The organism is Pseudoxanthomonas sp. LjRoot125 (genome assembly GCF_964252705.1).
In the GTDB taxonomy this organism is placed as follows: domain Bacteria; phylum Pseudomonadota; class Gammaproteobacteria; order Xanthomonadales; family Xanthomonadaceae; genus Pseudoxanthomonas_A.
Genome location: NZ_CAXUOY020000001.1, coordinates 2,641,542 through 2,664,297, shown reverse-complemented (window position 1 = coordinate 2,664,297; position 22,756 = coordinate 2,641,542). Strand labels below are relative to the sequence as shown.

Sequence of the window (22,756 nt, the reverse complement as noted above, 5' to 3'; positions counted from 1 at the left end):
CAGGCCGTGGCATCAGAACAGCGCGTGCAGGGCACCGAGCATGTGCGCCCAACCCTGCTGCGTGCGATCGGCGTAGTCTGCCCAGGCGCGCGGCAGTGCGTGGGTGAGGCGGAGCTCGCATCCCATCGGTGTGGGCGCGATGACGATGTCCACGCGACTGCCGTCCTGGTCCGACTCGCCTGCGATTCCCCAGGTGAACGACAGCCGATGCGGACGATCGATCACGAGGTATTCGCCGACATGGTCGATGCGTTGACCACCGCGCTCCACCAGCATCGAAAAGCGGCCACCGACGCGCGGGTCGACATCCAGCCGCAGCACCTTCTCGTCGCGCACGCCCGGGCCGAACATCCACTGCCCCAACAGGCGTGGCGTAAGCCAGGCATCGAATACCCGCTCGGCGGGAACCGGGAATACCCGCTGTACGGAGACGTCCACGGTATCGGTGGAGGGCGGAACTTTCATGGTTGTTTCCGAGGGCGTGGGGCCGGTGGAAGGGGCGTCGCTTCGGCATGGAGCACGGCGTCGAGCGCATCCAGTCGCGCATTCCAGAACTGCTCGTAGTGGCGCAACCACGCCTGGCCTTCGGCGAGCGCCTGCGGCTGCAGGTGGCAGAGATGCGTGCGTCCCCGGATCTGCCGCGTCACCAGCCCGGCGCGCTCCAGCACCTTGATGTGCTTGGAGGCCGCCGAGAGCGAGATATGGAAGGGGGCTGCCAGTTCGCCCACGCTGCGCGGCTGCCCACCGAGGCTGCGCAGCATGCGCCGGCGGGTGCCGTCGGCGAGGGCGTGGAAGACGGCATCGAGCCTGGGGGATTCAAGTTCAACCATGTGGTTGAGTATTGGGCGCTCCCCGAAAACTATCAACCCTTCGGTTGAATGATGGGGCGGGGTGCCGACGGACGGTAAAATCACCGCATGGTTACCAACATTGCCGCCTACCACTTCACGCCCATCGATGCCCCCGAGGCATTCGCGGCCGAGATCCGCGCGCGCGCCGAAGCGCTGGCGCTGCGAGGCTCGGTGCTGGTAGCGGGCGAGGGCGTGAACCTGTTCCTTGCCGGCGCCGCCGACGCCATCGAAACGTTCCTCGCGCCGTTGCATGCAGACCCGCGCTTCGCCGGCTTGCGGGTCAAGTACAGCACCAGCGCGCAGGTGCCGTTCGCGCGGCTCAAGGTCAAGGTGAAGCCGGAGATCATCAGCTTCCGCCGCCCCGGCACTACGCCGGAAGACGTGCGTGCACCCACGGTCGAACCCCGCACGCTGGCCCGCTGGTTGGCGCAGGGCCATGACGACGCCGGACGTCGCGTGGTGATGCTGGATACGCGCAATGCGCAGGAAGTGGCTTACGGCACCTTCACCGGCGCACTGAGCTTGCCGATCGACAAGTTCACCGACCTGCCGGCCGCGCTGGATCCCCATCGCGACGCCTTGAAGGACGCCACGGTGGTGAGTTTCTGCACCGGCGGTATCCGCTGCGAGAAGGCCGCGTTGTGGATGCAGGCCGATGGCATGGACAACGTGCTGCAGTTGGATGACGGCATCCTCGGTTACTTCGAGCAGGTGGGTGGCTTCGGCTACGACGGCACCTGTTTCGTCTTCGACGAGCGCATCGCACTGCACCCGGACCTCACGCCGCTGGTGGACGACGCGGCCGACGCCGCGTGAGCGCGATGCACGCGCTGCGCTTCGACAACCGCTACGTCGACGAACTGCCGGGCGATCCCGAGCAGTCATCGCATCGCCGCGAGGTGCGCGCTGCGCTGTGGTCGGCGGTAGCGCCTACCCCGGTCGCTGCGCCCGTGTTGCTGGCGCATTCGCCCGAGGTGGCCGCGCTCGTGGGCATCGATGAAGCGGACGTGGCATCGCCCGAGTTCGCCCGGGTCTTCGGCGGCAACGCGCTGCTGCCGGGCATGCAGCCTTACGCGGGCAACTACGGTGGCCACCAGTTCGGCAGTTGGGCCGGGCAACTGGGCGATGGACGCGCCATCACCCTGGGCGAAGTGGTCAATGCGCGTGGCGAGCGCTGGGAACTGCAGCTCAAGGGCGCCGGACCGACGCCGTATTCGCGTACCGCCGACGGGCGTGCGGTGCTCCGCTCGTCCATCCGCGAGTTCCTTTGCAGCGAGGCCATGCATCACCTGGGCGTGCCGACCACGCGCGCGCTCAGCCTCGTGGGAACCGGCGAACAGGTCGTGCGCGACATGTTCTACGACGGTCACCCCGTGGCAGAGCCTGGTGCGGTGGTGTGCCGGGTGGCGCCTTCCTTCCTGCGTTTCGGTCACTACCAGTTGCCCATGTCGCGGGGCGAAACCGAGGTGCTGCGCACGCTGGTGGATTTCACCATCCGGCGCGACTTCCCCCACCTGGAGGGCGAGGGCGAAGCGCTGTATGGCGCGTGGTTCGCCGAGGTCTGCGAGCGCACGGCAGTGATGGTGGCGCACTGGATGCGGGTGGGCTTCGTCCATGGCGTGATGAACACCGACAACATGTCGGTGCTGGGCCTGACGATCGACTACGGGCCCTACGGCTGGATCGACGACTACGACCCGGACTGGACGCCGAACACCACCGATGCGCAGGGCCGTCGCTATCGCTTCGGCTGGCAGCCACGCGTGGCGGGGTGGAACCTGACCCGCCTGGCCCATGCGCTGTCGCCATTGTTCGATGGCGTCGATGCGCTGCAGGACGGACTGCAACGGTTCGCCGACACCCACGCGCGCGAAGAGCGCGACAACACCGCGCGCAAGCTCGGCCTGGCGGCGCATCGCGATGGCGATACCGAGCACATGCAGGCGTTGCAGCTCCTGCTGCAGCAAGGCGAGATCGACATGACGCTGTTCTTCCGTGCGCTGATGGATGCGGATCTGGGCGACGCGTCGCTGTCGGCGTTCGACGCTGCCTTCTACGATGCGTCGAAACGCGAGGCGGTGGCGCCCGCGTTGCGCGACTGGCTCGCCGTGCACGCGCGACGGATCGACGGCGATCCGCAGGACCCTGCGGCGCGCCGCGAGCGGATGCGCCTGGCCAATCCCCGCTACGTGTTGCGCAATTACCTGGCGCAGCAGGCGATCGATGCGGCGGAGACCGGCGACCTGTCCGGCGTGCACGAATTGCTCGAGGTCATGCGCCGGCCCTACGACGACCAACCCGGTCGCGAACGGTTCGCGCAGCGCCGGCCGGACTGGGCCCGCGACCGCGCGGGGTGTTCGATGCTGTCGTGCAGTTCCTGAGGGTCGGCGCGCGGTAGGATGCGGCATCCCCGCGGAGTGCCTGCATGATCACGGTCCACCACCTCAACAATTCCCGGTCCCAGCGGGTGCTTTGGCTGCTGGAGGAGCTTGGGCTGGACTACACGGTGGTGCGCTACCAGCGCGACCCGCAGACGATGCTGGCACCGCCGGAACTGAAGAAGGTGCATCCCCTGGGCAAATCGCCAGTGGTGGTCGATGGCGAGCACGTGCTGGCCGAATCCGGTGCGGTGCTGGAGTACCTGGTGGAGCGCTACGACGCCGCACGGCGCTACGCGCCGTCGCCCGGCACGGCGGAGCATCTGCGCTATCGCTACTGGCTGCATTACGCCGAGGGTTCGGCGATGCCGCCGATGCTGCTGAGCCTGGTGTTCTCGCGGTTGAAGAAGGCGCCGATGCCGTTCTTCGCCCGGCCGATCGCGCGCGGCATCGCCGACAAGGCGCTGAAGACCTTCGTCGGGCCGCAAGTGAAGCTCCATTTGGGTTACATGGAAAGCGAACTTGGCAAGGCGGCGTGGTTCGCGGGCGAACAGTTCAGCGCAGCCGACATCCAGATGAGTTTCCCGGTCGAAGCCGCCGCCGTGCGCGCCGGCTTGGACGCGTATCCGAACCTCGCCGGCTTCCTGCAGCGCATCCATGCGCGACCGGCCTACCAGCGTGCGCTGGAGCAGGGTGGCCTATTCGACCTGTTGGGGTGAGCGGGATACAGCATCCCGCCCGTTGAGGTGGAATCGCGCCACGCGCGACCCCATGACGATGGCATCGTCATCGCTGGTGGACCCATGATTCCGTATTCGCTCCTCGATCTTGCCCCCGTCTGCGAAGGCAGCGACACCACGCAGGCCTTCGTCCACATGCGCGACCTGGCGCAGCACGCCGAGCGCTGGGGCTACACGCGCTACTGGCTGGCCGAGCACCACAACATGCCGGGCATCGCCAGCGCGGCGACGGCCGTGCTGATCGGCCATGTGGCGGGCGCCACGTCGACGATCCGCGTCGGTGCGGGCGGCATCATGCTGCCCAACCATTCACCGCTGCAGGTGGCCGAGCAGTTCGGCACGTTGGCCTCGCTGTATCCGGGCCGCATCGACCTGGGCCTGGGCCGCGCGCCCGGCACCGATCAACCCACCGCCCGCGCGTTGCGCCGCTACTTCGACAGTGCAGAGCAGTTCCCGCAGGACGTGCAGGAGCTGTTGCGCTATTTCGAACCGGTGCAGGAAGGCCAGGCGGTACGCGCCGTGCCCGGCGCGGGCCTGGACGTGCCGGTGTGGTTGCTGGGGTCAAGCCTGTTCGGCGCGCAGCTCTCGGCCGCGCTCGGCTTGCCGTATGCATTCGCGTCGCACTTCGCGCCGGACGCGATGGACCAGGCGCTGTTGCTGTACCACCGCGATTTCCGTCCGTCGAAGCGGCAACCGAAGCCGCACGCGATGCTCGCGCTGAACGTGGTGGCGGCGGAGACCGATGCCGAAGCGAAGCACCTGTTCACCACCCAGCAACAGGCCTTCGTCAATCTGCGACGTGGCCGTGCGGGCCTGGTGCCGCCACCGATCGACGATATCGAAACGTTCTGGGAACCGCATGAGAAGGCGGGCGTGGCACAGGCGCTGGCCTGCGCCGTGATCGGCAGCCGCGAGACCGTGCGCAAGGGCATCGCGGAGTTCATCCAGCGGCATCGTCCCGACGAGCTGATGCTGACCGCCAACATCTTCGATCACGCCAAGCGGCTGCGGTCGTTCGAGATTGCCGCCGAGGTCATGCAGTCGTAGGGTGGGCCTGTGGCCCACCATCGCACGGTGTGGGGCACGGGGTTGGATCCCGATCTTTAGCCCCGCGAGCGGATGCGGCACAACGGTGGGCCAAGGCCCACCCTACAAAGTGCCGCGTTGGATGAAGGGCACGCGCTCGTAGAGTTTGCGTTCACCACTGCGCGGATCGTCCTGCACGCTGCTGTCGTCGTCGAACACCATCGTCTGCCGCTGCGGCAGGGTGTAGGGCGACCACGACGGGATGTCCGCGTGGTTCGGGTCACCGTGACGGGCGAGGGCGATCAACGCGTTGCTCATACGCGCCGCCATCGCGCGGGCGCGCGCATGGGTACCGGTCTTCGATCCCTCTGCCGCGACGTTATCGAAGACCAGCGGAATATCGAGCGTGTGGAACGCGCGCAGGCGACCACCTTCGGCGGGCGAGCGCCAGTCCAACTGGTAGACCCAGGCAGGCGCGCCCTGCAACGCACGGGTTTCGGCCTCGATGACGGCGCCGCGCCACGAACGGCCGGCCGTGGTGGCGGCGAAGAACACCTCCGATGGCGTGTAGTCCGGATACAGCCGGCGATACTCCGCGATGACCACGTCCGGGGACAGATCCACGTATTGCTGTTCGCGTAGCTTCTGCGGCAACGCGTCCCACGTCAGGGTGAAGTTCGCCTCGTCGTTACCCAGGAACGCGCGGGTTTCATCGCGCGTGTTGCCGATGACCATCGGGATGCGCGCCGACTGCGCGGGTGCGTCGGGATAGAACGGATGCCGCGGGAGGTTGTGCGTATCCAGCACGGGGCCGAAGTAGAGCGCGGTGTTCTCCACCCGCGAGGGATCGCGCACGCGCGTGGCCTCCAGCAGGCGCGTCATCGGCATCGTCAGCAGTGCGTCCGTGTCGCGCGGACTGAGTCCGAGTTCTGCCAGGAACAGCGCCGTGCGCTGCGCTCCGGCGCGCGGACCGGCGGCGGTGACTTGTTGCCCGCTCATCGTCATCGCCTTGTGGAACAGGCCATCGGCTTCGGGCATCGCCATCAGCGTAGCGATCTTGGCGCCGCCGCCGGACTGGCCGAACACGGTGACATTGCCCGCATCGCCGCCGAACTCGTGCGCATGCTCGCGCACCCAGCGCAGCGCGTCGATCAGATCCAGCTGGCCGGCGTTGCCGGCGTCGCGCAGGCGTTCGTCGCCGCTTTCGCCCAGGTAGAGATAGCCGAACGCGTTGAGCCGGTGGTTGACGGTGACCACGACGACGTCGCCCCGGCGGCACAGGTTTGCGCCGTCGTAGAGCGGATGCGAACCGGAGCCGTTGTTGTAGCCGCCGCCATGGATATAGACCAGGATCGGGCGCTTCCGCCCGTCCCGCAGTGCGGGCGTGTGGATGTTGAGGAACAGGCAGTCTTCGCTGATCGGCTGACCGTCGGCGTCACCGCGCTGCGGGGCGGAGGCGCCGTGGCGGGTCGCATCACGCACGCCGGTCCAGGCCAGCTCCCGGGACGCGCGCTGGAAGCGGCGTGTCGACGTATCCGCGCCGTAGGGCACGCCGAGGAAGGCATGGATGCCGCGCTCAGTCCGGCCGGCGATGCGGCCACTGCGTGTGGCCGCGACGGGCGCGCCTCGGGTAGCCGCGGTACCGACAGGCAACGCGGCCGACACCGCGGCAAGTAGGGACGTGCCGGCGCACTGGATCAGGAACTGACGGCGTGGCGCGTAATCGGCAGGAGCCATGGAAACCTTCGAATGACACCGGTTTCCAGAGGGTAGCAAGGCCGTTGCGGACAGGAACGCCGCAGTGCGTCAGACCGCCATGCCGGCCGCATGGCCCGACGCCCAGGCCCACTGGAAGTTGTAGCCGCCCAGCCAGCCGGTCACATCGAGCACTTCACCGACGAAGAACAGGCCGGGCACGTGCTTCGACATCATGGTGCTGCTGGATACGCCGTCGGTATCCACGCCACCCAGCGTCACCTCTGCGGTGCGATAGCCTTCGGTGCCGCTGGCGACCAGTGGCCAGTCGGCCAGCAGCGCGGCAGCGTCTTTCAGCTGCGGCGCGTTGAACTGCTTCATCGGCCGGTTGGGCAGCCAGACCTCGCACAGGCGCTGGGCGAAGCGGCGCGGCAACGCGTCGGACAGGACCGTCTTCAGTTCGGCATCGGGTCTCTGCTTCTGCTGGGTTTCCAGCCAGTCCAGCGCATCGCGGTCGGGCAGCAGGTCCAGGCGCAGGTCGTCGCCAGGTTGCCAGTACGAAGAGATCTGCAGGATCGACGGACCGCTGACGCCCCGATGGGTCAGCAGCACGAAATTGCGAAAGCGGGCCTTGCCGCAGCGCGCTTCCACCGGAAACGACACGCCACTCAGATCGGCCAGTCGCTCCTGGTGCTTGCCGCTGAGAGTCAGCGGAACCAGCCCCGCGCGCGTGGGCAGCACGTCGTGACCGAACTGCCGGGCCAGGTCGTAGCCGAAGCCGCTGGCACCCATGCTGGGGATCGATAGCCCGCCGGTGGCGACGACCAGCGACGGCGCACCGAAGCGGCCCAGCGAGGTGTCGACGCGGAACACGCCGTCGGCCTGTTCGATGCGCTCCACGCGGCAATCCGTCTCGATGCGGACACCGGCGGCGAGACACTCGTCCACCAGCATCTTCACGATCAGCTTGGAGGAGACATCGCAGAACAGCTGCCCAAGTTCCTTCTCGTGATACGCGATGCGGTGCCGCTCGACCATCTCGATGAAATCGGCGGGCGTGTAGCGGGCGAGCGCCGACTTGCAGAAATGCGGGTTCGCGGACAGGAAGTTGGCCGGCGTGGTGCCGGTATTGGTGAAGTTGCAGCGCCCGCCGCCGGACATCAGGATCTTCTTGCCCACCTTGTTGGCGTGCTCGACGACCAGCACGCGCAGACCGCGCTGGCCGGCGGTGAGGGCGGTCATCAGGCCGGCGGCACCGCCGCCGATGACCAGCACGTCGTGGGTGGGCAGCACCTCAGCGCCCGCGCGCCGTGCCGGCCTGGCGCACCACGGGGCGAAGGTCCAGCGTGCCTTCGTCTCCGATCCAATGCAGTTCGCCGTCCTGGATCATCACGTTGAAGCGCATGGTGCGGTTCATCCATGTTTCCAGGGTCTCGACCGCGGAAAAGGGGATGTCGATGACGGTCAGGTGGGCGTGGCGGGCCAGGGCGCTGGCATTCTTGTCCCACCACAGATCGGCCGCACGACCACCGTAATTCACCACGATGACTTCGTTGGCCCGGCCGCAGGCCTTGCGGATGCGGGACTCGTCCGGCTGGCCCAGGTCGATCCACTGGGTAATGTCACCGGTGTAGTCCTTGCGCCAGAGGTCCGGTTCGTCATCGGTGCTCAGGCCGCGGCCGAACTCCAGGCGTTCGTCGGCGAACAGGGCGAAGGCCAGCAGGCGGACCATCAGCCGTTGGTCGGTCTCCGAGGGGTGCTGGGCCAGGGTGAGGGTGTGGCCGCCGTAGTAATGACGGTCCATGTCGCTGACCTGCAGTTCGGCTTTGACGACGGTGGCTTTGAGCGCCATGGCGAGGGTTCGCGGAAAGGGGCGCCATCATACGCCGCGCGGCGGGGCGCCCACCGGGGGCTGCAACCGGTTACACGGGTCGCTCGGATCGCCCTGTTCAGCTTCGATCGTGAAGGGATTCGCTTTTACGTCAAAACCCCGGTAGAGTGCGCGGCACTGTGCTTGCCAGGGTCACCGTGAATCGTGAGCCTGATGCGGTAGATACATCTGCTACATCTTCCCGCTTTACCAACGCCTGCAAACCCAGTCCCGTTCCAGCCAATGCTGGAATCGTGGTCCTTCAATCCATGTTTTCAGGAGTTAGTAAAGATGTCTGATCGTCAGACCGGCACCGTCAAGTGGTTCAACGACGCCAAGGGCTTCGGCTTCATCACCCCGCAGAGCGGCCCCGACCTGTTCGTGCACTTCCGCTCGATCCAGGGCAATGGCTTCAAGTCGCTGAAGGAAGGCCAGCAGGTCACCTTCGTCGCCGTGCAGGGCCAGAAGGGCATGCAGGCCGACCAGGTGCAGGCGCTGTAATCCAGCCCTGAACCCTACGGTTCAAGAAAACGCCGGTGCGCAAGCGCCGGCGTTTTTGTTTGTGCGCGCTACAGCTTGCGCACGCGGAAGCGTCGTCCCTTGATCTTGCCCGCGTTGAGCCGCGCCAGTGCAGCGCCTGCCTTGTCGCGTGCAACCGCCACGTAGGTGCGGGTGGGGAAGACGTTGATCTTGCCGATGGCCGCCGCGGACAGCCCCGCATCGCCGGTCAGCGCACCGAGCACATCGCCCGGACGCAGCTTGTCCGTCTTGCCTGCGTCGATCCGCAGCGTGGTCATGGCCGCTGGCGGCGCGGCGTGCGCCTTGGGCGCGGTAGGTACGTTGCGGTCCCACAGCAAAGGTCCGCCGAGTCTTTCTTCCAGCATCGTCGCGCGCGGTAGTTCGCGTGGCGTACACAGGCTGATCGCCATGCCGTCGCGGCCCGCACGGCCGGTGCGGCCGATGCGGTGGATGTAGGTATCGGCATCGCTGGGCATGTCGAAATTGACCACCAGGCCCAGGTCTTCGATGTCGAGGCCGCGCGCGGCCACGTCGCTGGCCACCAGCACGTTGCAACTGCGGTTGGCGAAGCGCACCAGCACTTCGTCGCGGTCGCGCTGCTCCATGTCGCCGTGCAGGGCGAGGGCGGAGAAGCCGAAGTGCTGCAGCGAGCCGGCGACTTCGTCGACATCCTTGCGCATGTTGCAGAACACCACGCAGGTTTCCACGCGTTGCTGCGCGATCAGCCCCGCCAGTGCGATCTGCTTGCGCGCCGGTTCGACCTGCACGAAGCGTTGCTCGATCGTCGCCTGTTCCTGCGGCGCATCCACGGTCACTTCAAGCGGATCGCGCAGGGTATTGCGGGCGATCGTGCGGATGGCGTCGGTGAAGGTGGCGGAGAACAGCAGGCTCTGGCGATCCTTCGGCGTCTTGCCGATGATTTCGCGGATCGGTTCCTCGAAACCCATGTCCAGCATGCGGTCGGCTTCGTCCAGCACCAGCGTGCGCACGCCTGCCAGGTGCAACACCTTCTTCCGCAGCAGTTCCTGGATGCGGCCCGGCGTGCCGACGACGACATGCGGGTCGTGCGCTTCCAGCGAGCGGATCTGTGGCTCCAGCGGCAGGCCGCCGCACAGCGTCAGCACTTTCAGGTTGGGCAGCCCGACCGCGAGCTTGCGAATCTGTTGCGCGACCTGGTCAGCGAGTTCACGGGTCGGGCACAGCACCAGCGCCTGGGTGCGCACGCTGGCCAGATCCAGCCGGTGCAGCAGACCGATGCCGAACGCGGCGGTCTTGCCGCTGCCGGTCGGGGCCTGCGCGATGACATCGCGGCCGTCGAGGATGGCGGGCAGGCTCTGCGCCTGGATGGGGGTCGGCTGGGTGTAGCCGAGGGCGTCGACGCCCTGCTGCAGGCCGGGCGACAACGGGAGATGGGAGAAATCGTGCATGCGCCATTTTCGCAGATCGGCGCGTGCCTCGCCGGCCGCTATTGCAGGTCCGGGAAATCTTCCTCGGGCAACGCGATGAAGGACCAGAAAGGCACTTCGTCGGTGGCCCAGGCCTGCGAAGCCTCGTCCAGGATGTCGAGCAGGGTGTCGAAATCGGCCTCGTTGCGCTCACGCAGCGCATGCGCCTCTTCGAACAGCAGCACATAGCCCGGGGCGGGCAGCCAGGAGAGATCGCGCAGGCTGTCCGACAGGGCATCCCAGTTCCGGCCCGAGGTATCGGGGAAGTCCAGTACCGTCGCGATGCGCAGCAGCAGCGCCGCCTTGCCGTCGCAGCCGGAAAGATCGATGCGGCGCGCGAGCAGTCCGGCATCGCGCCCCACGGCGGCGAGCGCGCCCAGGTCGTCCTCGGTGACGAAGAACACGCCGGCGTGCGCGGGATCGGTCAGGCCGGGATCGAAACCGGAGTCGCTCATGGCGTGCTGCTCCGGCCGATCTCGAACCGGCGGAAGCTGTCGTAGTGGTCGTCGGTGTAGTAGTACTCGCTCGGCGGCGTCCCCCCGGTGACGATGCGCCGCGTGCCGCGGTGATCGAGGCCGGGCGTATCCACCGTGTACTCGTGGTAATAGCCACGCGCCTGCCGCGGAAGACGGCCTTCGCGGTTCTGGAAGACGGCGCCATCCTGTCGGTGCGGGAAAGGGCCACCGCGCTGGATGAGGTCCAGCGTGGTGCGGGCCTCCGGTGGCAGGAAAGCGGGCAGGGCATCCGCCGCCTGCGTCGTGGCCGGGGACGAACGCGCAGGTTCCGGTTCAAGCGTGGGCACCTGCCCGGCAAGACCGCCAGGTCGCGTGTCCTCGACCGGCGGCAGCGCCAGCGTTTCATTGACGCGCTTCGGGTCGCCGGCGTCCTGCGCGGCGACGACCGCAGGCGCGTCGGGCGCGTCCCCGCGCTGGGACCACCACCAGGCGCCGGCGCCGATCAGGAGCAACGCCACGAAGGCGAGCAGGGGAAGGCGCAGGCCGGAGGACTGGCGGCGGCGGGAGCGTCGGCTCATCAGGGACTCATTCGTTGAGGAAGCGGCCGCAGCCGCGGTAGGTCTGTTCGCCCACGACCAGCGTCATGGAAGCGGGGTACTCGGTATCGCTCATGCCGTCGCTGCAGGGTTCGCGTCGGGTGCTCAGCGATACCGCGGTCTGGTCGGCGGTCTTGCCCCGATAGCCGTCCGGGGTCCGATCCAGGCGCGCCACATCGAGCTTGCGCTCGCCGTAGTCGAGTTCCGCATGCAATGGCGGGCTAGGACCGGCGCCGACTTCGACCAGCCAGCCCGGTTCGGTGCCGATACCGCGGAAGACGATGCCACGCGCCTTCGCCTGATCCCAGGGGGAGCCGGTCGGCGGGACCGGGTCTCCACCGGCGCGCACCATGCGGAATTCCACCGGGGACGACGTGCCCAGCGTGACCGGCACGCGGGTATCGGTGACGAACCACAGCTTCCCTTGCGCATCGCGCAGGCCGGCATGCAGGCCGTACTGGCCGTTGGGCCGGAGCTTCGCCGGGTCGTAGGTCAGCGAGAAGGCATACGGCGGGCCGGACAGGTCGGTGAATTCCTGGCTGGCGACAACGGCCGCCGGAGTATCGGCCAACTGCGCGTCGACCAACTGCACGCTCAGGCGTGCGCCGGGCGGCGCCGCGATCCGTTCCAGGTAGGTGGCGCGGCCTTCGAGGGTGGCAGTCGGGTGCGGCGCGTCGGCCGCAGGGGTCGGTGAGCCCGGATGGGTGTCGGGGCGCGGCGTGCACGCCGCCAGCGACAGACAGGCGACGGCCAGCAGGGGACGGATCATCGAGGGCGCTCCCGCGTTCGAGGTGGCCCAGCATAGCCATCCGTCGTGTAATGGTTCGTCAATGCGGGGAGGGCGTAGGCCGCGCTACAGTGCGCCAGCCCATAGGGAAGCCCGACATGCCGACGACCGATCCGCGTATCGACGCCTACATCGCCAAGGCGGCCGACTTCGCCCAGCCGATCCTGTTGCATGCGCGTGCCGTCGTGCACGAGGCGTGCCCGCAGGTCGAGGAGACGGTCAAGTGGGGCATGCCGACGTTCCAGTACGGGGGGCGCATCCTGTGCGGGATGGCGGCGTTCAAGCAGCATGCGTCGTTCGGTTTCTGGCAGCACGCGCAGGTCATGGAGACGGGGGAGCGGGCCGGCATGGGCAGCTTCGGCAAGATGACGAAGGTCGGCGACTTCCCCGCGAAGCGCACCCTGGTCGCGTTGATCCGCAAGGCGATGGCGTTGATCGATGCCGGCACGAAGCCGGGGTCGAAGGACGCCGCGCGTACCGCACGCCCCGCGTTGCGTGTGCCCGCCGACCTGCGCGATGCGTTGGCGGGTAACGCCGCCGCGAAAACCACATTCGATGGCTTCAGCCCCAGTGCCCGGCGCGACTACATCGAGTGGATCATCGAAGCCAAGCGCGCCGAGACGCGTGCGCGCCGCCTCGAACAGGCCGTCGCCTGGCTTGCCGAGGGCAAGACCCGCAATTGGAAGTACGAGGGACGCTGATGCGTCGCGCAGGAGATTGAGTCCGTCCATCGCATCGATTCAGTTTTGCGATGACACGGACGCGCGGGCCGGCGCTACGATGGAACGACAAGACGAAACGCATCGCGAACCGGAGCCCCCGGCATGAACCGCGTCCTGCAGCCGTTCGCCCACACCCGCACCCAGACGTCCTGGCCGTATCTGTTGGCCGTGGCCGCGATCATCGCTTTCGCGCTCTGGTGTGTGGTCGGCATGCCTGCCGATCCCGCACAGGGTGGCGTACGGCAGGCCTTGCGAGGCGGCGCCTTGTGCGCACTGGCAACGGCCCTGGGGGCGCTGCCGGTGCTGGTGGTGCGGGCGATCCCGCAACGCGTGTCCGATGGCCTGTTGGGATTCGGGGCTGGCGTGATGCTGGCCGCCACCGCCTTCTCACTGGTGCTGCCAGGCCTGGATGCGGCCACCGGTGCGGGCTACTCGCCATGGGGCGCTGCGGCACTGGTCAGCGGCGGCATCCTGCTTGGCGCTGGCGTACTGTTGGTGATGGACCGCGTGCTGGTGGACGACCCGCTGGACGCGCAGCGGCATCTGGTGCCGTCGCGGGTGATGTTGTTCGTGCTCGCCATCGTGTTGCACAACGTGCCGGAAGGCATGGCGGTCGGCGTCTCGGCCGGCGGCCGCTTGAGCGGTGCGGAAGGACTCGCCATGGGCATCGCCCTGCAGGACGTGCCCGAGGGGCTGGTCGTGGCGCTGGTGTTGGCGACGGCGGGCATGGCGCGCAGCAAGGCGGTCTTCATCGGCGCGTTGTCCGGCGTGGCCGAGCCATTGGCGGCCGTGCCCAGTGCATGGGCCGTGGGCCTGTCCTCGATGCTGCTCCCGTGGGGCCTGGCGTTCGCGGCGGGCGCGATGCTCATCGCGGTGGGACACAGCGTGATTCCCGAATCCAACCGGCATGGCCACGGCGCGATCGCCTCGTGGGGCCTGGCCATCGGCTTCTGCCTGATGATGGCGTTGGATACCGCCCTGGGTTGACCCGGCTGCGGCGAGTGCGCACGCTGCGTGCCATCCCGACGGAGCAGGCACATGGCGGAACCGCTGACGATCATCGGCAATTACATCTCGCCCTACGTGCGGAAGGTGCTGGTCTGCCTCGAGCTGAAAGGCATTCCCTATCGCATCGATCCCATCGCGCCGTTCGTGGGCGACGAGGACTTCAGCAAGCTCAGTCCGCTGCGCCGCATCCCGGTGCTGATCGACGGCGACCTGGTGCTCAACGACTCCACGGTGATCTGCGAATACCTGCAGGACCGCTTCCCGTCGCCGTCGCTGTATCCGGCCGATCCGGTGGATCGCGCGAAGGCGCGTTGGCTGGAGGAGTACGCGGATTCCTACCTCGGCGACGTGGTGATCTGGCGGATGTTCTTCCAGAAAGGCGTGCGCCGGTTCCTGTTCAACGAAGGCACGGACGAGGAAGTCTTCCGCAAGGCGCGCGAGGAAGAGTTGCCCGTCGCGCTGGATTATCTCGAGGCGCGCTTGCCGGAAGCAGGCTGGCTCTTCGGCGATCTGTCGATCGCCGACATCAGCATCGCCAGCTTCTTCCGCAACGCGGCCTTCGTGAAGTACCAGGTGGACGCGCAGCGATGGCCCCGCACCGCGGCCTTTCTCGATCGCGCGCTGGGGCTCCCGGCATTCGCCCGGTTGGCCGCGTTCGAGGACCGCACGTTGCGCACGCCGCTGCCGGAGCAGCGCGCCGTGCTCGCCGAGATGGGGGCGCCGCTTACCGAAACGACGTGCGGCAATGCGGCGCCGCGTTATGGCGTGATGCGGCTGGGGTGAAAGCGCGGATTCCTCGCCTTACGGTGCCGCATCCACCCGCAGTACCGGATACAACTGGTAGCGCTCGTCCCAGGAAGGATGGCGACGGTAGAAGAACTCCAGGCGCGCAGCGGGATCGTTGGCGAAGGCTTTGTCTTCGCGCAGCCGCCGCTCGAATTCGGCCTTCACCTCAGGGTTCCGGAGCATCTCGCGCGCGACGCTCTCGGCGACGTAGTCCTCCATGTACTCCTTGCGTTCGAACGCATTGTTGAAGCGCCCCCATGCCAGCAGCGAATCCGGCGCTTTAGGCTCCAGCAACGCCATCACCAGGCGCGCCTTGGGTTGCGTGATCGGCACGAACAACGCACCGGTAGGGGTGGTGCGTTGTTCACGTGTCCAGTCGCCCTCGACGGTCAAGCGCTGGTGCGTCTCCACGGAAGCGCCGCCGAAGCTGCTCTTCGTCGCACGGAACACCTGCGCGTCGCCTTGCCACGGCTTGCCGAGCAGGCGGTACTCAACCCCATGCGTCTTCAGAACGGGCGCGACCCAGGCGGCTTCCGCGGCGGGGACCAGATAGCCGCCACGCGGCGCCTCCATGACGACGCCGGGACGGATGTCGTCCTTCAGCGGCACCTTCCAGATCTGCGGTGTGTTCTCGTCATAGCGCGTCATCAACGCGCCTGAGACGTCGGACTTCGTCCGGGTGTAGGCATAGCCACGGAAGTCGACCGTGCGCGACGTCGGTGCTGCGGCCCAGGTCAGCGGCTCGGCGGTGCCGGCCAGCTGCGCGGCGGACGCATCCGCCTGCTTCGCGGCGGCGTACCACGCAGTGCCATCACGGGCGACGTGCTCCAGCACCGAGACGACGGTGTTGCGGGTAATCCGCACGCGTACCGGGTACTCCTTCCACGAATGCGTTTCCACCAGCATGCCGATGCGGTTGCGCAGCAGGAAATAGCCATGGGAGAAGCGCGGCGGCGGTACGCCGTCCTCGAAGCCGGAGGTGGGATCGTCCTGCACGACGAACGAAGGGTAGTAGGGCAGCGGCAGCGACCCCTGCTTCGCCAGGTCGTCGATCACGCCGCTGCGCAGTGCGAGGCCTGCTTTGCGCAATCCGGCATCACCGGCATGCACGGGTTCGACCTGGATGGAGATGTCGTGTTCGAACTGCGCACCGTTGGTCGCGTGCAGGTCCACCGCGACGATCGGGTCCCAACGCTGCACCAGTTGCAGCATGGCCTGCATCTCCGCCGTGTCCGCCTTCACGTAGTCGCGGTTGAGGTTGTAGTTCTGCGCGGTGGTCCGCCAGCCCATTTCCTTCGGGCCGCGCTGGTTGGGGCGGTTCCAGGCGCCGAAACGCTCGTGGCCATCGACGTTGAACACCGGCACGAACACCCAGACCAGTTTGTCGAGCGCACCTGGAGCCGCTTTGCCTTCAAGCACTTCGCGCAACGCCAGGAAGCCTGCGTCCTTGCCGTCGATCTCGCCGGCATGGATGCCGCCTTGCACGAGCACGACGGGTAGCTGGCGGCGTTGCGCCTGTTCCGGGGTGAGCGCGCCGCTGGTGGACGCCACCAACGCCTTCATCGGCCGACCCTCCGGCGTGGTGCCGAACGTCGTGCAGCGCACGGCCTTCGGATATTGCCGTGCGAAAGCATCGCAGAGCGCGACCACTTCGTCGTAGCGACCGGTGTCGACGAATCCCGAACGCTCGGACACGGTGGTGAGGGCAGGCTGGGCCTGCGCGAGCGGCGCGAGGGCCAGCAGCAGCGTGGTGCAGAGCATTCGCAGCATGGTCGTATCCTGAACAGGGCAGGGCGCATGATGCCCCGCAATCGCGGTCAGTCCCAGTCCCTATTGCACGGCCGAACGCGGGTCTGGAGGTTCGACCCGCCGCGGGCCAATACGGTAACCTTCCGGGACTTTTTCACCGGAAGATCGGATGAGCACGACCGCAGAAGCCAGCCCGGGCCGCATGCCCCGCCAGATCCCCTACATCATCGGCAACGAGGCGTGCGAACGGTTCAGCTTCTACGGGATGCGCAACATCCTGGTGCCGTTCCTGATCAGCTCGGTGCTGCTGGCGTACCTGCCGGATGAAGCGTCGCGCAATGGCGCGGCCAAGGACATCTTCCACAGCTTCGTCATCGGTGTGTATTTCTTCCCGTTGCTGGGCGGCTGGCTGTCGGACCGCTACTTCGGTAAGTACAACACCGTCCTGTGGTTCTCGCTGATCTACTGTGCCGGCCACGCGTGCCTGGCGCTGTTCGAGAGCAACGCGACCGGTTTCTATACCGGCTTGTTCCTGATTGCGCTGGGGTCTGGCGGCATCAAGCCGCTGGTGGTGACCTTCTGCGGCGACCAGTTCGACCAGACGAACAAGAGCAAGGCGAAGATCGTCTTCGACGCCTTCTACTGGATCATCAATTTCGGTTCGTTCTTCGCTTCCCTGCTGATGCCGCTGGTGCTGGCCAGCTGGGGGCCGGCGTGGGCGTTCGGCATTCCGGGCATCCTGATGTTCATCGCCACGCTGATCTTCTGGGCGGGGCGCAGGAAGTACGTCAACGTGCCGCCGTCGCGTGGCACCGATCCGGATTCGTTCCTCAACATCGTGCGCAGCGCGCTGCTGGGCAAGGGCGTGGGCATCGGTACGGTGGTCGCCGCGATCGGCTTGATCGGTGCCGTGGTGATGCTTGCGTTGTGGGCGCTCAAGTTTGCGCACGTCGCAGCGTGGCCGGAGGCTTGGGGGTTCGTCATCACCGCGTGCCTTGCACTGGGCGCCATCATCGCCGGTGTCGGCTTCGGCGCATCGCTGCAACTGGAGCGCGCCCGCGGCTTGCATCCGGATGCCGCCATCGAGGGCGTGCGCTCCGTGCTACGCATCCTGATCGTCTTCGCGCTGGTGACGCCGTTCTGGTCGCTGTTCGACCAGAAGGCCTCCACCTGGGTCATCCAGGGCAAGGACATGGTGATCCCGCACGACGCGTGGTGGTGGCCGAGCCGGCTGGTGAAGGACGCGACGCAGATGCAGGCGCTGAATCCGCTGATGGTCATGCTGCTGATCCCGTTCAACAACCTGGTGCTGTACCCCGCACTGCGGAAGATGGGCTTCAACGTCACCGCGCTGCGCCGCATGGGGTGGGGCATCGCGATCTCCGCGTTGTCCTGGATCGTGGCGGGACTGCTGCAGTTGCAGATGGACGACGGCGAAAAGGTCTCGCTCGCATGGCAGACGTTGCCTTACCTGCTGCTGACCTTCGGTGAGGTGCTGGTGTCGGCTACGGCGCTGGAGTTCGCGTACAGCCAGGCGCCGATGGCGATGAAGGGCGTGATCATGGCGTTCTGGTACCTCACCAGCACCTTCGGCGGCTTGTGGGTGCTGCTGACCAATGCCAGCGTGCGCGACCCGGCCGTGATCGGCTGGATCCAGGGGCAAGGCTGGACGGAGAACGCCTTCCTGATGTTCTTCTTCGCCGGCTTCGCGTTCGTGGCGGCACTGGCGTTCGCGCTCTACGCGCGCACTTACCCGATGCAGGACAACTACCGCACGGCGGGCTGAGGACACCATGAGCGCACCGATCACCCTGCTGTTGATCGCGGTCACCTGCGTGGTGAGTTTCATCGCGTTCCGCACGCCGTCGCTGCTGATGCGGTTGATCCTTTGGCCGCCGGCGATCGACCGCCACCGCCAGTACGACCGGCTGGTGACCTACGGCTTCATCCATGCCGATTTCTGGCACCTGTTGTTCAATATGTTCACGCTGTTCTTCTTCGGTCGGTTGATGGAGCAGATCATCACCCAACTCAGCGGTAGCGGTTGGACCTTCGTAGCCTTCTATTTCTCGGCGCTGGTGGTGTCGATCCTGCCCACCTACCTCAAGCACCAGAAGGATCCGAATTACCGCAGCCTGGGCGCGTCCGGCGCGGTATCGGCCGTGCTGTTCGCGTACATCCTGATCGATCCATGGGCGATGATCGGTGTGTTCTTCATTCCCATGCCCGCGATCGTGTTCGCCGTGCTCTACATCGCGTACAGCATCTGGATGGACAAGCGCGGCGGCGACAACATCAATCATGGTGCCCACCTGGCGGGTGCGGCGTACGGCATCCTGTTCCTGATCGCGTTGGAGCCGGCCGTGCTGACCCACTTCATCGGTGCATTGTCGCGGCCCAGCTTCGGTTAAGCCGCCATTGCGGCGGTGATCACCTGCACTGAAGGTTCTCCGTGCTATTCCCATGTCATGTCCCCACGTGGAGCAGCGCATGGCAACGGCACGCAAGGCGACGGGTAAGAAGGCCGCCAAGAAGGCAGTAAAAAAGGTGACCAAGAAGGCCGCAAAGAAAGCCGTGAAGAAACCGGCCAAGAAACCGGCCAAGAAAGCGGTGAAGAAAACGAACGTCCGCGCCACGAAGAAGGCGGCCAGCAAGGCCGTGAAGAAAGTGGTCAAGAAGTCCGCTGTCCGTAAGCCCGCGAAGAAGGCCGCGGCGAAGAAGGCGCCACGCAAGGCGGCGAGCAAGCGCACTCCCGCGAAGAAGACCGTGACGAAGGTCGCACGCAAGGCCGTCGCGAAGAAGGCGATCAAGAAAGTCGTGAAGAAGGCGGCGAAACGCATCGCTGCGGCACCTCGCGCCAAGCAGGTCGTGAAGCCGCAAAAGGCTACGACGTCGGCACGCAAGGCCCCGGCACGCAAGCGCACACCGAAGAAGATCACCCCCGAGCAGGCGCTGCAGACCGCGAAGGCGTTGCTTGAGCAGAAGCAGGAGCACGATCGCCAGCCGGCACCGTGGCAGCAACTCGACGAAAACGGTCACGGGTCGACGCCGGGCACCGGCTTCGTGTCATCCGAAGCCGCTGCCAAAGCACTGGAATTGCACGCGGCAGAGAGCCGGATGAAAGCCATCCAGGGCAGTTCGGGAACGCAGGACCGGCGCAATCAGGGCAAGCGCGATCATCGCGGCGAGTGATGCCACGATTTCGGCGAAACGAGTGAGGTGGATCCGATGCCTCCCGCGAAGACGGGAGGGACGGGACTCCGGCGCGGCAGTCGCACCCGAAGGCGGACCCCTGCGCCGCGCCGGAGCGCCCGGTAGGGTGAACGTCTTGCGGTGCTGCTTAGTCCATCAGCGAGTGCACGGCGTGCACGCTGCCGATCTCGGCGCTGGAGTAGGCAGACATCAGGCGCTCGTACACAGCGTTGTTGAGGCGCTCGAATTCCCAATCGCTGGTATGGCCGGTGACGGTGAGTTGGAACAGGCCTTCCAGCAGCGTGAAATCGCTGGCGTTGGAGACGTCGGGCAATTCTTCGATCAGGCTCATGGCGGAACTCCGAAGTGCGGGTCTATGGCCCAGTACACGCAGCAATCGTGCCAACTCCTGTTTCGCGAACCGGGTCACGTTTCAGGTCCGCGAAGAATCCTTTCACAAGCATGAATGTGACGCGCTACGTCAGTTTTGCCTCTGGCACTGCTGGGCAGTGCGTCACAATGCCGATGAGCCCCCCACCACGGAGATCCCATGACCCCCGACGCGCCTCTCCCGGATGTCCATCACGACCCCGGTGCCCATCGTTTCCATACCCAAGTGGACGGTCATGAGGCCGAACTGCTGTATTCGCTGCGGGACGACCGGATGGTCATCAACCACACGGGCGTGCCGAACCAGATCGGCGGCCGCGGCGTGGCCGCGGCGCTGGTGAAAGCCGCGCTCGACCATGCGCGCGCGCAGGGCTGGCGGGTGGTACCCGCCTGCTCCTATTCCGCGGCCTACATCGAACGGCATCCTGAATACGCGGAACTCATTGACGGGTGAGGCTGCTGGAGGCAATGGGTGGTGCGCCCTAGAATGACGGCCATCACACGCGGAAGGAGCCCGAACGTGTCCCCCTGTAAGACCCCCCACACCTTGCGACTGGCCTGCCTGGCCATGCTGTTGGCTGCCTCGCTCGCGGCCTGCAAGCGCGAATCTCCATCCGGCGCGCCCACCGATGCGCCCGCGACACCGGCGGCGTCGGCCCCTGACGTCGCAACGGCGCCGGTGGCACTGAAGGATGTCATCGAGACGACGGATCACTATGTGGTCGGCATCAGCTATCCCGCGTCCGTGAATCGCTATCCCGGCCTGGCGAAGGCGCTGGCCGACTATTCGGCCACCGAGCGGGCCGAATTGATGGAGGCGGTGGAGGCGTTTGGCAACGACAAGCCTTCGGCGCCTTACGAACTCTCGCTGGCGTTCGAGCAAGTCGTGGATACACCGCAGATCGTCGCCGTGGCCGCCGATGGCAGCCGCTACACGGGCGGCGCGCACGGCCAGCCGCTGATCGCGCGTTTCGTCTGGTTGCCGCAGCAGGACCAGCGCCTGACGTCGGCCGCCCTCGTCACCGGGGCCAAAGGCTGGCAGGCCATCAGCGATTACGTGCGCGAACACTTGCACACTGCCGTGGTCACGCGCGCCGACGAAGACGAACTGGCGGCGGTGGACCGCGCTGCCCTCATCAAGAGCACGTCGCGGATGATCGACGAGGGCACGGAGCCCGAGCCCGGCAACTTCAGCGAGTTCGTGCCGGTGCTCGACGCCGCAGGCCGCATCACCGCACTGCGTTTCGTGTTCCCGCCGTACCAGGTGGGGCCGTATGCAGACGGCACGCAGACCGTCGACGTGCCCGCGGCGGTCCTGCTTCCGCACGTCGCACCGGAGTACGCGGGGCTGTTCGCCCGCTGAGTCCGCCATGTCGCACACCCGCTTCGAGCACAGGATGCGATCCCTGTTGGCCGAAGCGGATGTGCGGATCGATGGCGATCGGCCGTGGGACTTCCGGGTCAACGACCCCCGCGTGCATGCGCGCGTGCTGGGTCAGGCTTCGCTGGGGCTGGGCGAAAGCTACATGGACGGCTGGTGGGACGCGGACGCGCTGGACGGCCTGCTGTTCCGCCTGCTGGATGCCCGGTTGGACGAGCGGTTGCACGGGCCTGGCGAACTCTTCGATGCGCTGCGGGCGCGTCTGACCAACCTGCAGTCGCGTCGCCGCAGCGGTGAAGTCGGGCGCCGCCACTACGACCTGGGCAATGACCTGTATGCGGCGATGCTCGGACGCCGTCTGGTGTACAGCTGCGCCTATTGGCGCGAGGCCAGATACCTGGACGCAGCCCAGGAGGCCAAGCTGGACCTGGTCTGTCGAAAATTGCGCTTGGCACCCGGCATGCGGGTGCTCGACATCGGCTGTGGCTGGGGCGAGGCGTTGAAGTTCGCCGCCGAACGATATGGCGTCAGCGGGGTTGGCGTGACCATCTCGGCCGAGCAGGCGGAGTACGCACGCCGGCTGTGCGCGGGCCTGCCGATCGAGATCCGCCTGGAGGATTACCGCGATCTCGACGAGCGCTTCGATGCCGCCTTCTCGCTGGGCATGTTCGAGCACGTCGGCGTGAAGAACTACGCCACGTTCTTCGACGTCGTCCGACGATGCCTGCCTGCCGATGGCCTGTTCCTGCTGCACAGCATCGGCACGAACCGCTCGGTGCACCGCACCGATCCTTGGATCGCGCGCTACATCTTCCCCAACTCGATGCTGCCGTCCGCGGCGCAACTCACCCATGCGATCGAGGGGCGGTTCGTGCTGGAGGACTGGCACGGTTTCGGCGCCGACTACGACCTCACGCTGCAGGCATGGCGGAACAACGTGGAGGCGGCCTGGCAGGATCTCGATCCGCGCTATGACGGGCGATTCCGCAGGATGTGGCGCTTTTACCTCAGTGCCTCGATGGCCACGTTCCGTGCACGCCGGTCGCAATTGTGGCAACTGGTGCTGTCGCCCCGCGGCGTGCGCGGGGGATACACCGCACCGCGCTGAACGGACGCGTCCAGAAACGAAAAGAGCAGGCTCGCGCCTGCTCTTCGGTCTGCATGTA

25 protein-coding genes are annotated in these 22,756 nt (G+C 66.8%); 14 read left to right on the top strand and 11 right to left on the bottom strand.

The window, feature by feature from the left end:
* Positions 1–12 precede the first annotated feature (12 nt).
* Both ACSION_RS12235 and ACSION_RS12230 read right to left on the bottom strand, forming a co-directional pair.
* Complete coding sequence (locus tag ACSION_RS12235; RefSeq protein WP_435306107.1) at positions 13–465, bottom strand: SRPBCC family protein; 453 nt, start codon at positions 463–465, stop codon at positions 13–15.
* Positions 462–830: an ArsR/SmtB family transcription factor gene (locus ACSION_RS12230; RefSeq protein WP_435306106.1), complete on the bottom strand. Its 369-nt coding sequence runs from the start codon at positions 828–830 to the stop codon at positions 462–464. Before ACSION_RS12230 ends, ACSION_RS12235 begins: the two co-directional genes overlap by 4 nt.
* Before the next feature lie 87 nt (positions 831–917).
* Here ACSION_RS12230 and ACSION_RS12225 point away from each other — a divergent pair, with 87 nt between their 5' ends.
* The 4 genes from ACSION_RS12225 (at position 918) to ACSION_RS12210 (ending at position 5,016) form a co-directional block, all read left to right on the top strand.
* Positions 918–1,667 carry a sulfurtransferase gene (locus ACSION_RS12225; RefSeq protein ID WP_435306105.1) on the top strand — a complete coding sequence of 250 codons (750 nt, stop codon included), beginning with the start codon at positions 918–920 and terminating at the stop codon, positions 1,665–1,667.
* Positions 1,668–1,672: 5 nt separating this feature from the next.
* Positions 1,673–3,232, top strand: a complete 1,560-nt coding sequence (locus ACSION_RS12220; protein ID WP_435306700.1) for a protein adenylyltransferase SelO — start codon at positions 1,673–1,675, stop codon at positions 3,230–3,232.
* Between the two features lie 44 nt (positions 3,233–3,276).
* Positions 3,277–3,948, top strand: a complete 672-nt coding sequence (locus tag ACSION_RS12215; RefSeq protein WP_435306104.1) for a glutathione S-transferase — start codon at positions 3,277–3,279, stop codon at positions 3,946–3,948.
* 84 nt (positions 3,949–4,032) lie between these two features.
* The gene (locus ACSION_RS12210; protein ID WP_435306103.1) at positions 4,033–5,016 is read left to right on the top strand and encodes an LLM class flavin-dependent oxidoreductase; all 984 of its coding nucleotides are present in this window, start codon (positions 4,033–4,035) and stop codon (positions 5,014–5,016) included.
* Positions 5,017–5,118: 102 nt separating this feature from the next.
* On the opposite strand, the gene ACSION_RS12205 is transcribed toward ACSION_RS12210, so the two are convergent.
* The 3 genes from ACSION_RS12205 to ACSION_RS12195 form a co-directional block, all read right to left on the bottom strand.
* Entirely contained in the window at positions 5,119–6,732 is a 1,614-nt protein-coding gene (locus ACSION_RS12205) for a carboxylesterase/lipase family protein (protein WP_435306102.1), read from the bottom strand.
* Between the two features lie 69 nt (positions 6,733–6,801).
* Positions 6,802–7,983 (bottom strand): NAD(P)/FAD-dependent oxidoreductase, encoded by a 1,182-nt coding sequence (locus ACSION_RS12200; protein ID WP_435306101.1) that lies wholly within the window; start codon positions 7,981–7,983, stop codon positions 6,802–6,804.
* Between the two features lies 1 nt (position 7,984).
* Positions 7,985–8,542, bottom strand: a complete 558-nt coding sequence (locus ACSION_RS12195) for a YaeQ family protein (protein ID WP_435306100.1) — start codon at positions 8,540–8,542, stop codon at positions 7,985–7,987.
* Positions 8,543–8,851: 309 nt separating this feature from the next.
* On the opposite strand from ACSION_RS12195, the gene ACSION_RS12190 reads away from it, so the two are divergent.
* Entirely contained in the window at positions 8,852–9,061 is a 210-nt protein-coding gene (locus ACSION_RS12190; RefSeq protein ID WP_056880400.1) for a cold-shock protein, read from the top strand.
* A 68-nt stretch (positions 9,062–9,129) separates the two neighbouring features.
* On the opposite strand, the gene dbpA is transcribed toward ACSION_RS12190, so the two are convergent.
* Genes dbpA through ACSION_RS12170 form a run of 4 tightly spaced genes read right to left on the bottom strand, consistent with a single transcriptional unit; the run spans position 9,130 to position 12,344 of the window.
* Entirely contained in the window at positions 9,130–10,506 is a 1,377-nt protein-coding gene (gene dbpA, locus ACSION_RS12185; RefSeq protein ID WP_435306099.1) for an ATP-dependent RNA helicase DbpA, read from the bottom strand.
* A 38-nt stretch (positions 10,507–10,544) separates the two neighbouring features.
* The gene (locus tag ACSION_RS12180) at positions 10,545–10,979 is read right to left on the bottom strand and encodes a barstar family protein (protein ID WP_435306098.1); all 435 of its coding nucleotides are present in this window, start codon (positions 10,977–10,979) and stop codon (positions 10,545–10,547) included.
* Positions 10,976–11,521: a ribonuclease domain-containing protein gene (locus tag ACSION_RS12175; protein ID WP_435306699.1), complete on the bottom strand. Its 546-nt coding sequence runs from the start codon at positions 11,519–11,521 to the stop codon at positions 10,976–10,978. Before ACSION_RS12175 ends, ACSION_RS12180 begins: the two co-directional genes overlap by 4 nt.
* Positions 11,522–11,564: 43 nt before the next feature.
* Positions 11,565–12,344 (bottom strand): YbaY family lipoprotein, encoded by a 780-nt coding sequence (locus tag ACSION_RS12170; RefSeq protein ID WP_435306097.1) that lies wholly within the window; start codon positions 12,342–12,344, stop codon positions 11,565–11,567.
* Positions 12,345–12,460: 116 nt separating this feature from the next.
* On the opposite strand from ACSION_RS12170, the gene ACSION_RS12165 reads away from it, so the two are divergent.
* The 3 genes from ACSION_RS12165 to ACSION_RS12155 all read left to right on the top strand — a co-directional run bounded on the left by ACSION_RS12165 (position 12,461) and on the right by ACSION_RS12155 (position 14,875).
* Complete coding sequence (locus ACSION_RS12165) at positions 12,461–13,063, top strand: YdeI/OmpD-associated family protein (protein WP_435306096.1); 603 nt, start codon at positions 12,461–12,463, stop codon at positions 13,061–13,063.
* A 123-nt stretch (positions 13,064–13,186) separates the two neighbouring features.
* Positions 13,187–14,071 carry a ZIP family metal transporter gene (locus ACSION_RS12160; RefSeq protein ID WP_435306095.1) on the top strand — a complete coding sequence of 295 codons (885 nt, stop codon included), beginning with the start codon at positions 13,187–13,189 and terminating at the stop codon, positions 14,069–14,071.
* Positions 14,072–14,122: 51 nt separating this feature from the next.
* Positions 14,123–14,875, top strand: coding sequence for a glutathione S-transferase family protein (locus tag ACSION_RS12155; RefSeq protein ID WP_435306094.1), 753 nt, complete (start codon positions 14,123–14,125; stop codon positions 14,873–14,875).
* An 18-nt stretch (positions 14,876–14,893) separates the two neighbouring features.
* Here ACSION_RS12155 and ACSION_RS12150 read toward each other — a convergent pair whose 3' ends face one another.
* Positions 14,894–16,648 carry a M14 family metallopeptidase gene (locus tag ACSION_RS12150; protein WP_435306093.1) on the bottom strand — a complete coding sequence of 585 codons (1,755 nt, stop codon included), beginning with the start codon at positions 16,646–16,648 and terminating at the stop codon, positions 14,894–14,896.
* A 148-nt stretch (positions 16,649–16,796) separates the two neighbouring features.
* Here ACSION_RS12150 and ACSION_RS12145 point away from each other — a divergent pair, with 148 nt between their 5' ends.
* The 3 genes from ACSION_RS12145 (at position 16,797) to ACSION_RS12135 (ending at position 19,819) form a co-directional block, all read left to right on the top strand.
* Positions 16,797–18,413, top strand: coding sequence for a POT-type proton-dependent oligopeptide transporter (locus ACSION_RS12145; RefSeq protein ID WP_435306092.1), 1,617 nt, complete (start codon positions 16,797–16,799; stop codon positions 18,411–18,413).
* A gap of 7 nt (positions 18,414–18,420) precedes the next feature.
* The gene (locus ACSION_RS12140; RefSeq protein WP_435306091.1) at positions 18,421–19,038 is read left to right on the top strand and encodes a rhomboid family intramembrane serine protease; all 618 of its coding nucleotides are present in this window, start codon (positions 18,421–18,423) and stop codon (positions 19,036–19,038) included.
* Positions 19,039–19,105: 67 nt separating this feature from the next.
* On the top strand, positions 19,106–19,819 hold the full coding sequence (locus tag ACSION_RS12135; RefSeq protein ID WP_435306090.1) for a hypothetical protein: 714 nt from the start codon (positions 19,106–19,108) through the stop codon (positions 19,817–19,819).
* Positions 19,820–19,967: 148 nt separating this feature from the next.
* On the opposite strand, the gene ACSION_RS12130 is transcribed toward ACSION_RS12135, so the two are convergent.
* Complete coding sequence (locus tag ACSION_RS12130) at positions 19,968–20,171, bottom strand: hypothetical protein (RefSeq protein ID WP_056880390.1); 204 nt, start codon at positions 20,169–20,171, stop codon at positions 19,968–19,970.
* A 198-nt stretch (positions 20,172–20,369) separates the two neighbouring features.
* Between ACSION_RS12130 and ACSION_RS12125 the strand changes: the two genes are divergently transcribed.
* The 3 genes from ACSION_RS12125 (at position 20,370) to cfa (ending at position 22,698) form a co-directional block, all read left to right on the top strand.
* A complete protein-coding gene (locus tag ACSION_RS12125; RefSeq protein WP_435306089.1) occupies positions 20,370–20,663 on the top strand; it encodes a GNAT family N-acetyltransferase in 294 nt (97 codons plus the stop codon).
* 66 nt (positions 20,664–20,729) lie between these two features.
* On the top strand, positions 20,730–21,572 hold the full coding sequence (locus ACSION_RS12120) for a PdaC/SigV domain-containing protein (protein ID WP_435306088.1): 843 nt from the start codon (positions 20,730–20,732) through the stop codon (positions 21,570–21,572).
* A gap of 7 nt (positions 21,573–21,579) precedes the next feature.
* Positions 21,580–22,698, top strand: a complete 1,119-nt coding sequence (gene cfa, locus ACSION_RS12115; protein WP_435306087.1) for a cyclopropane fatty acyl phospholipid synthase — start codon at positions 21,580–21,582, stop codon at positions 22,696–22,698.
* Positions 22,699–22,756 lie beyond the last annotated feature (58 nt).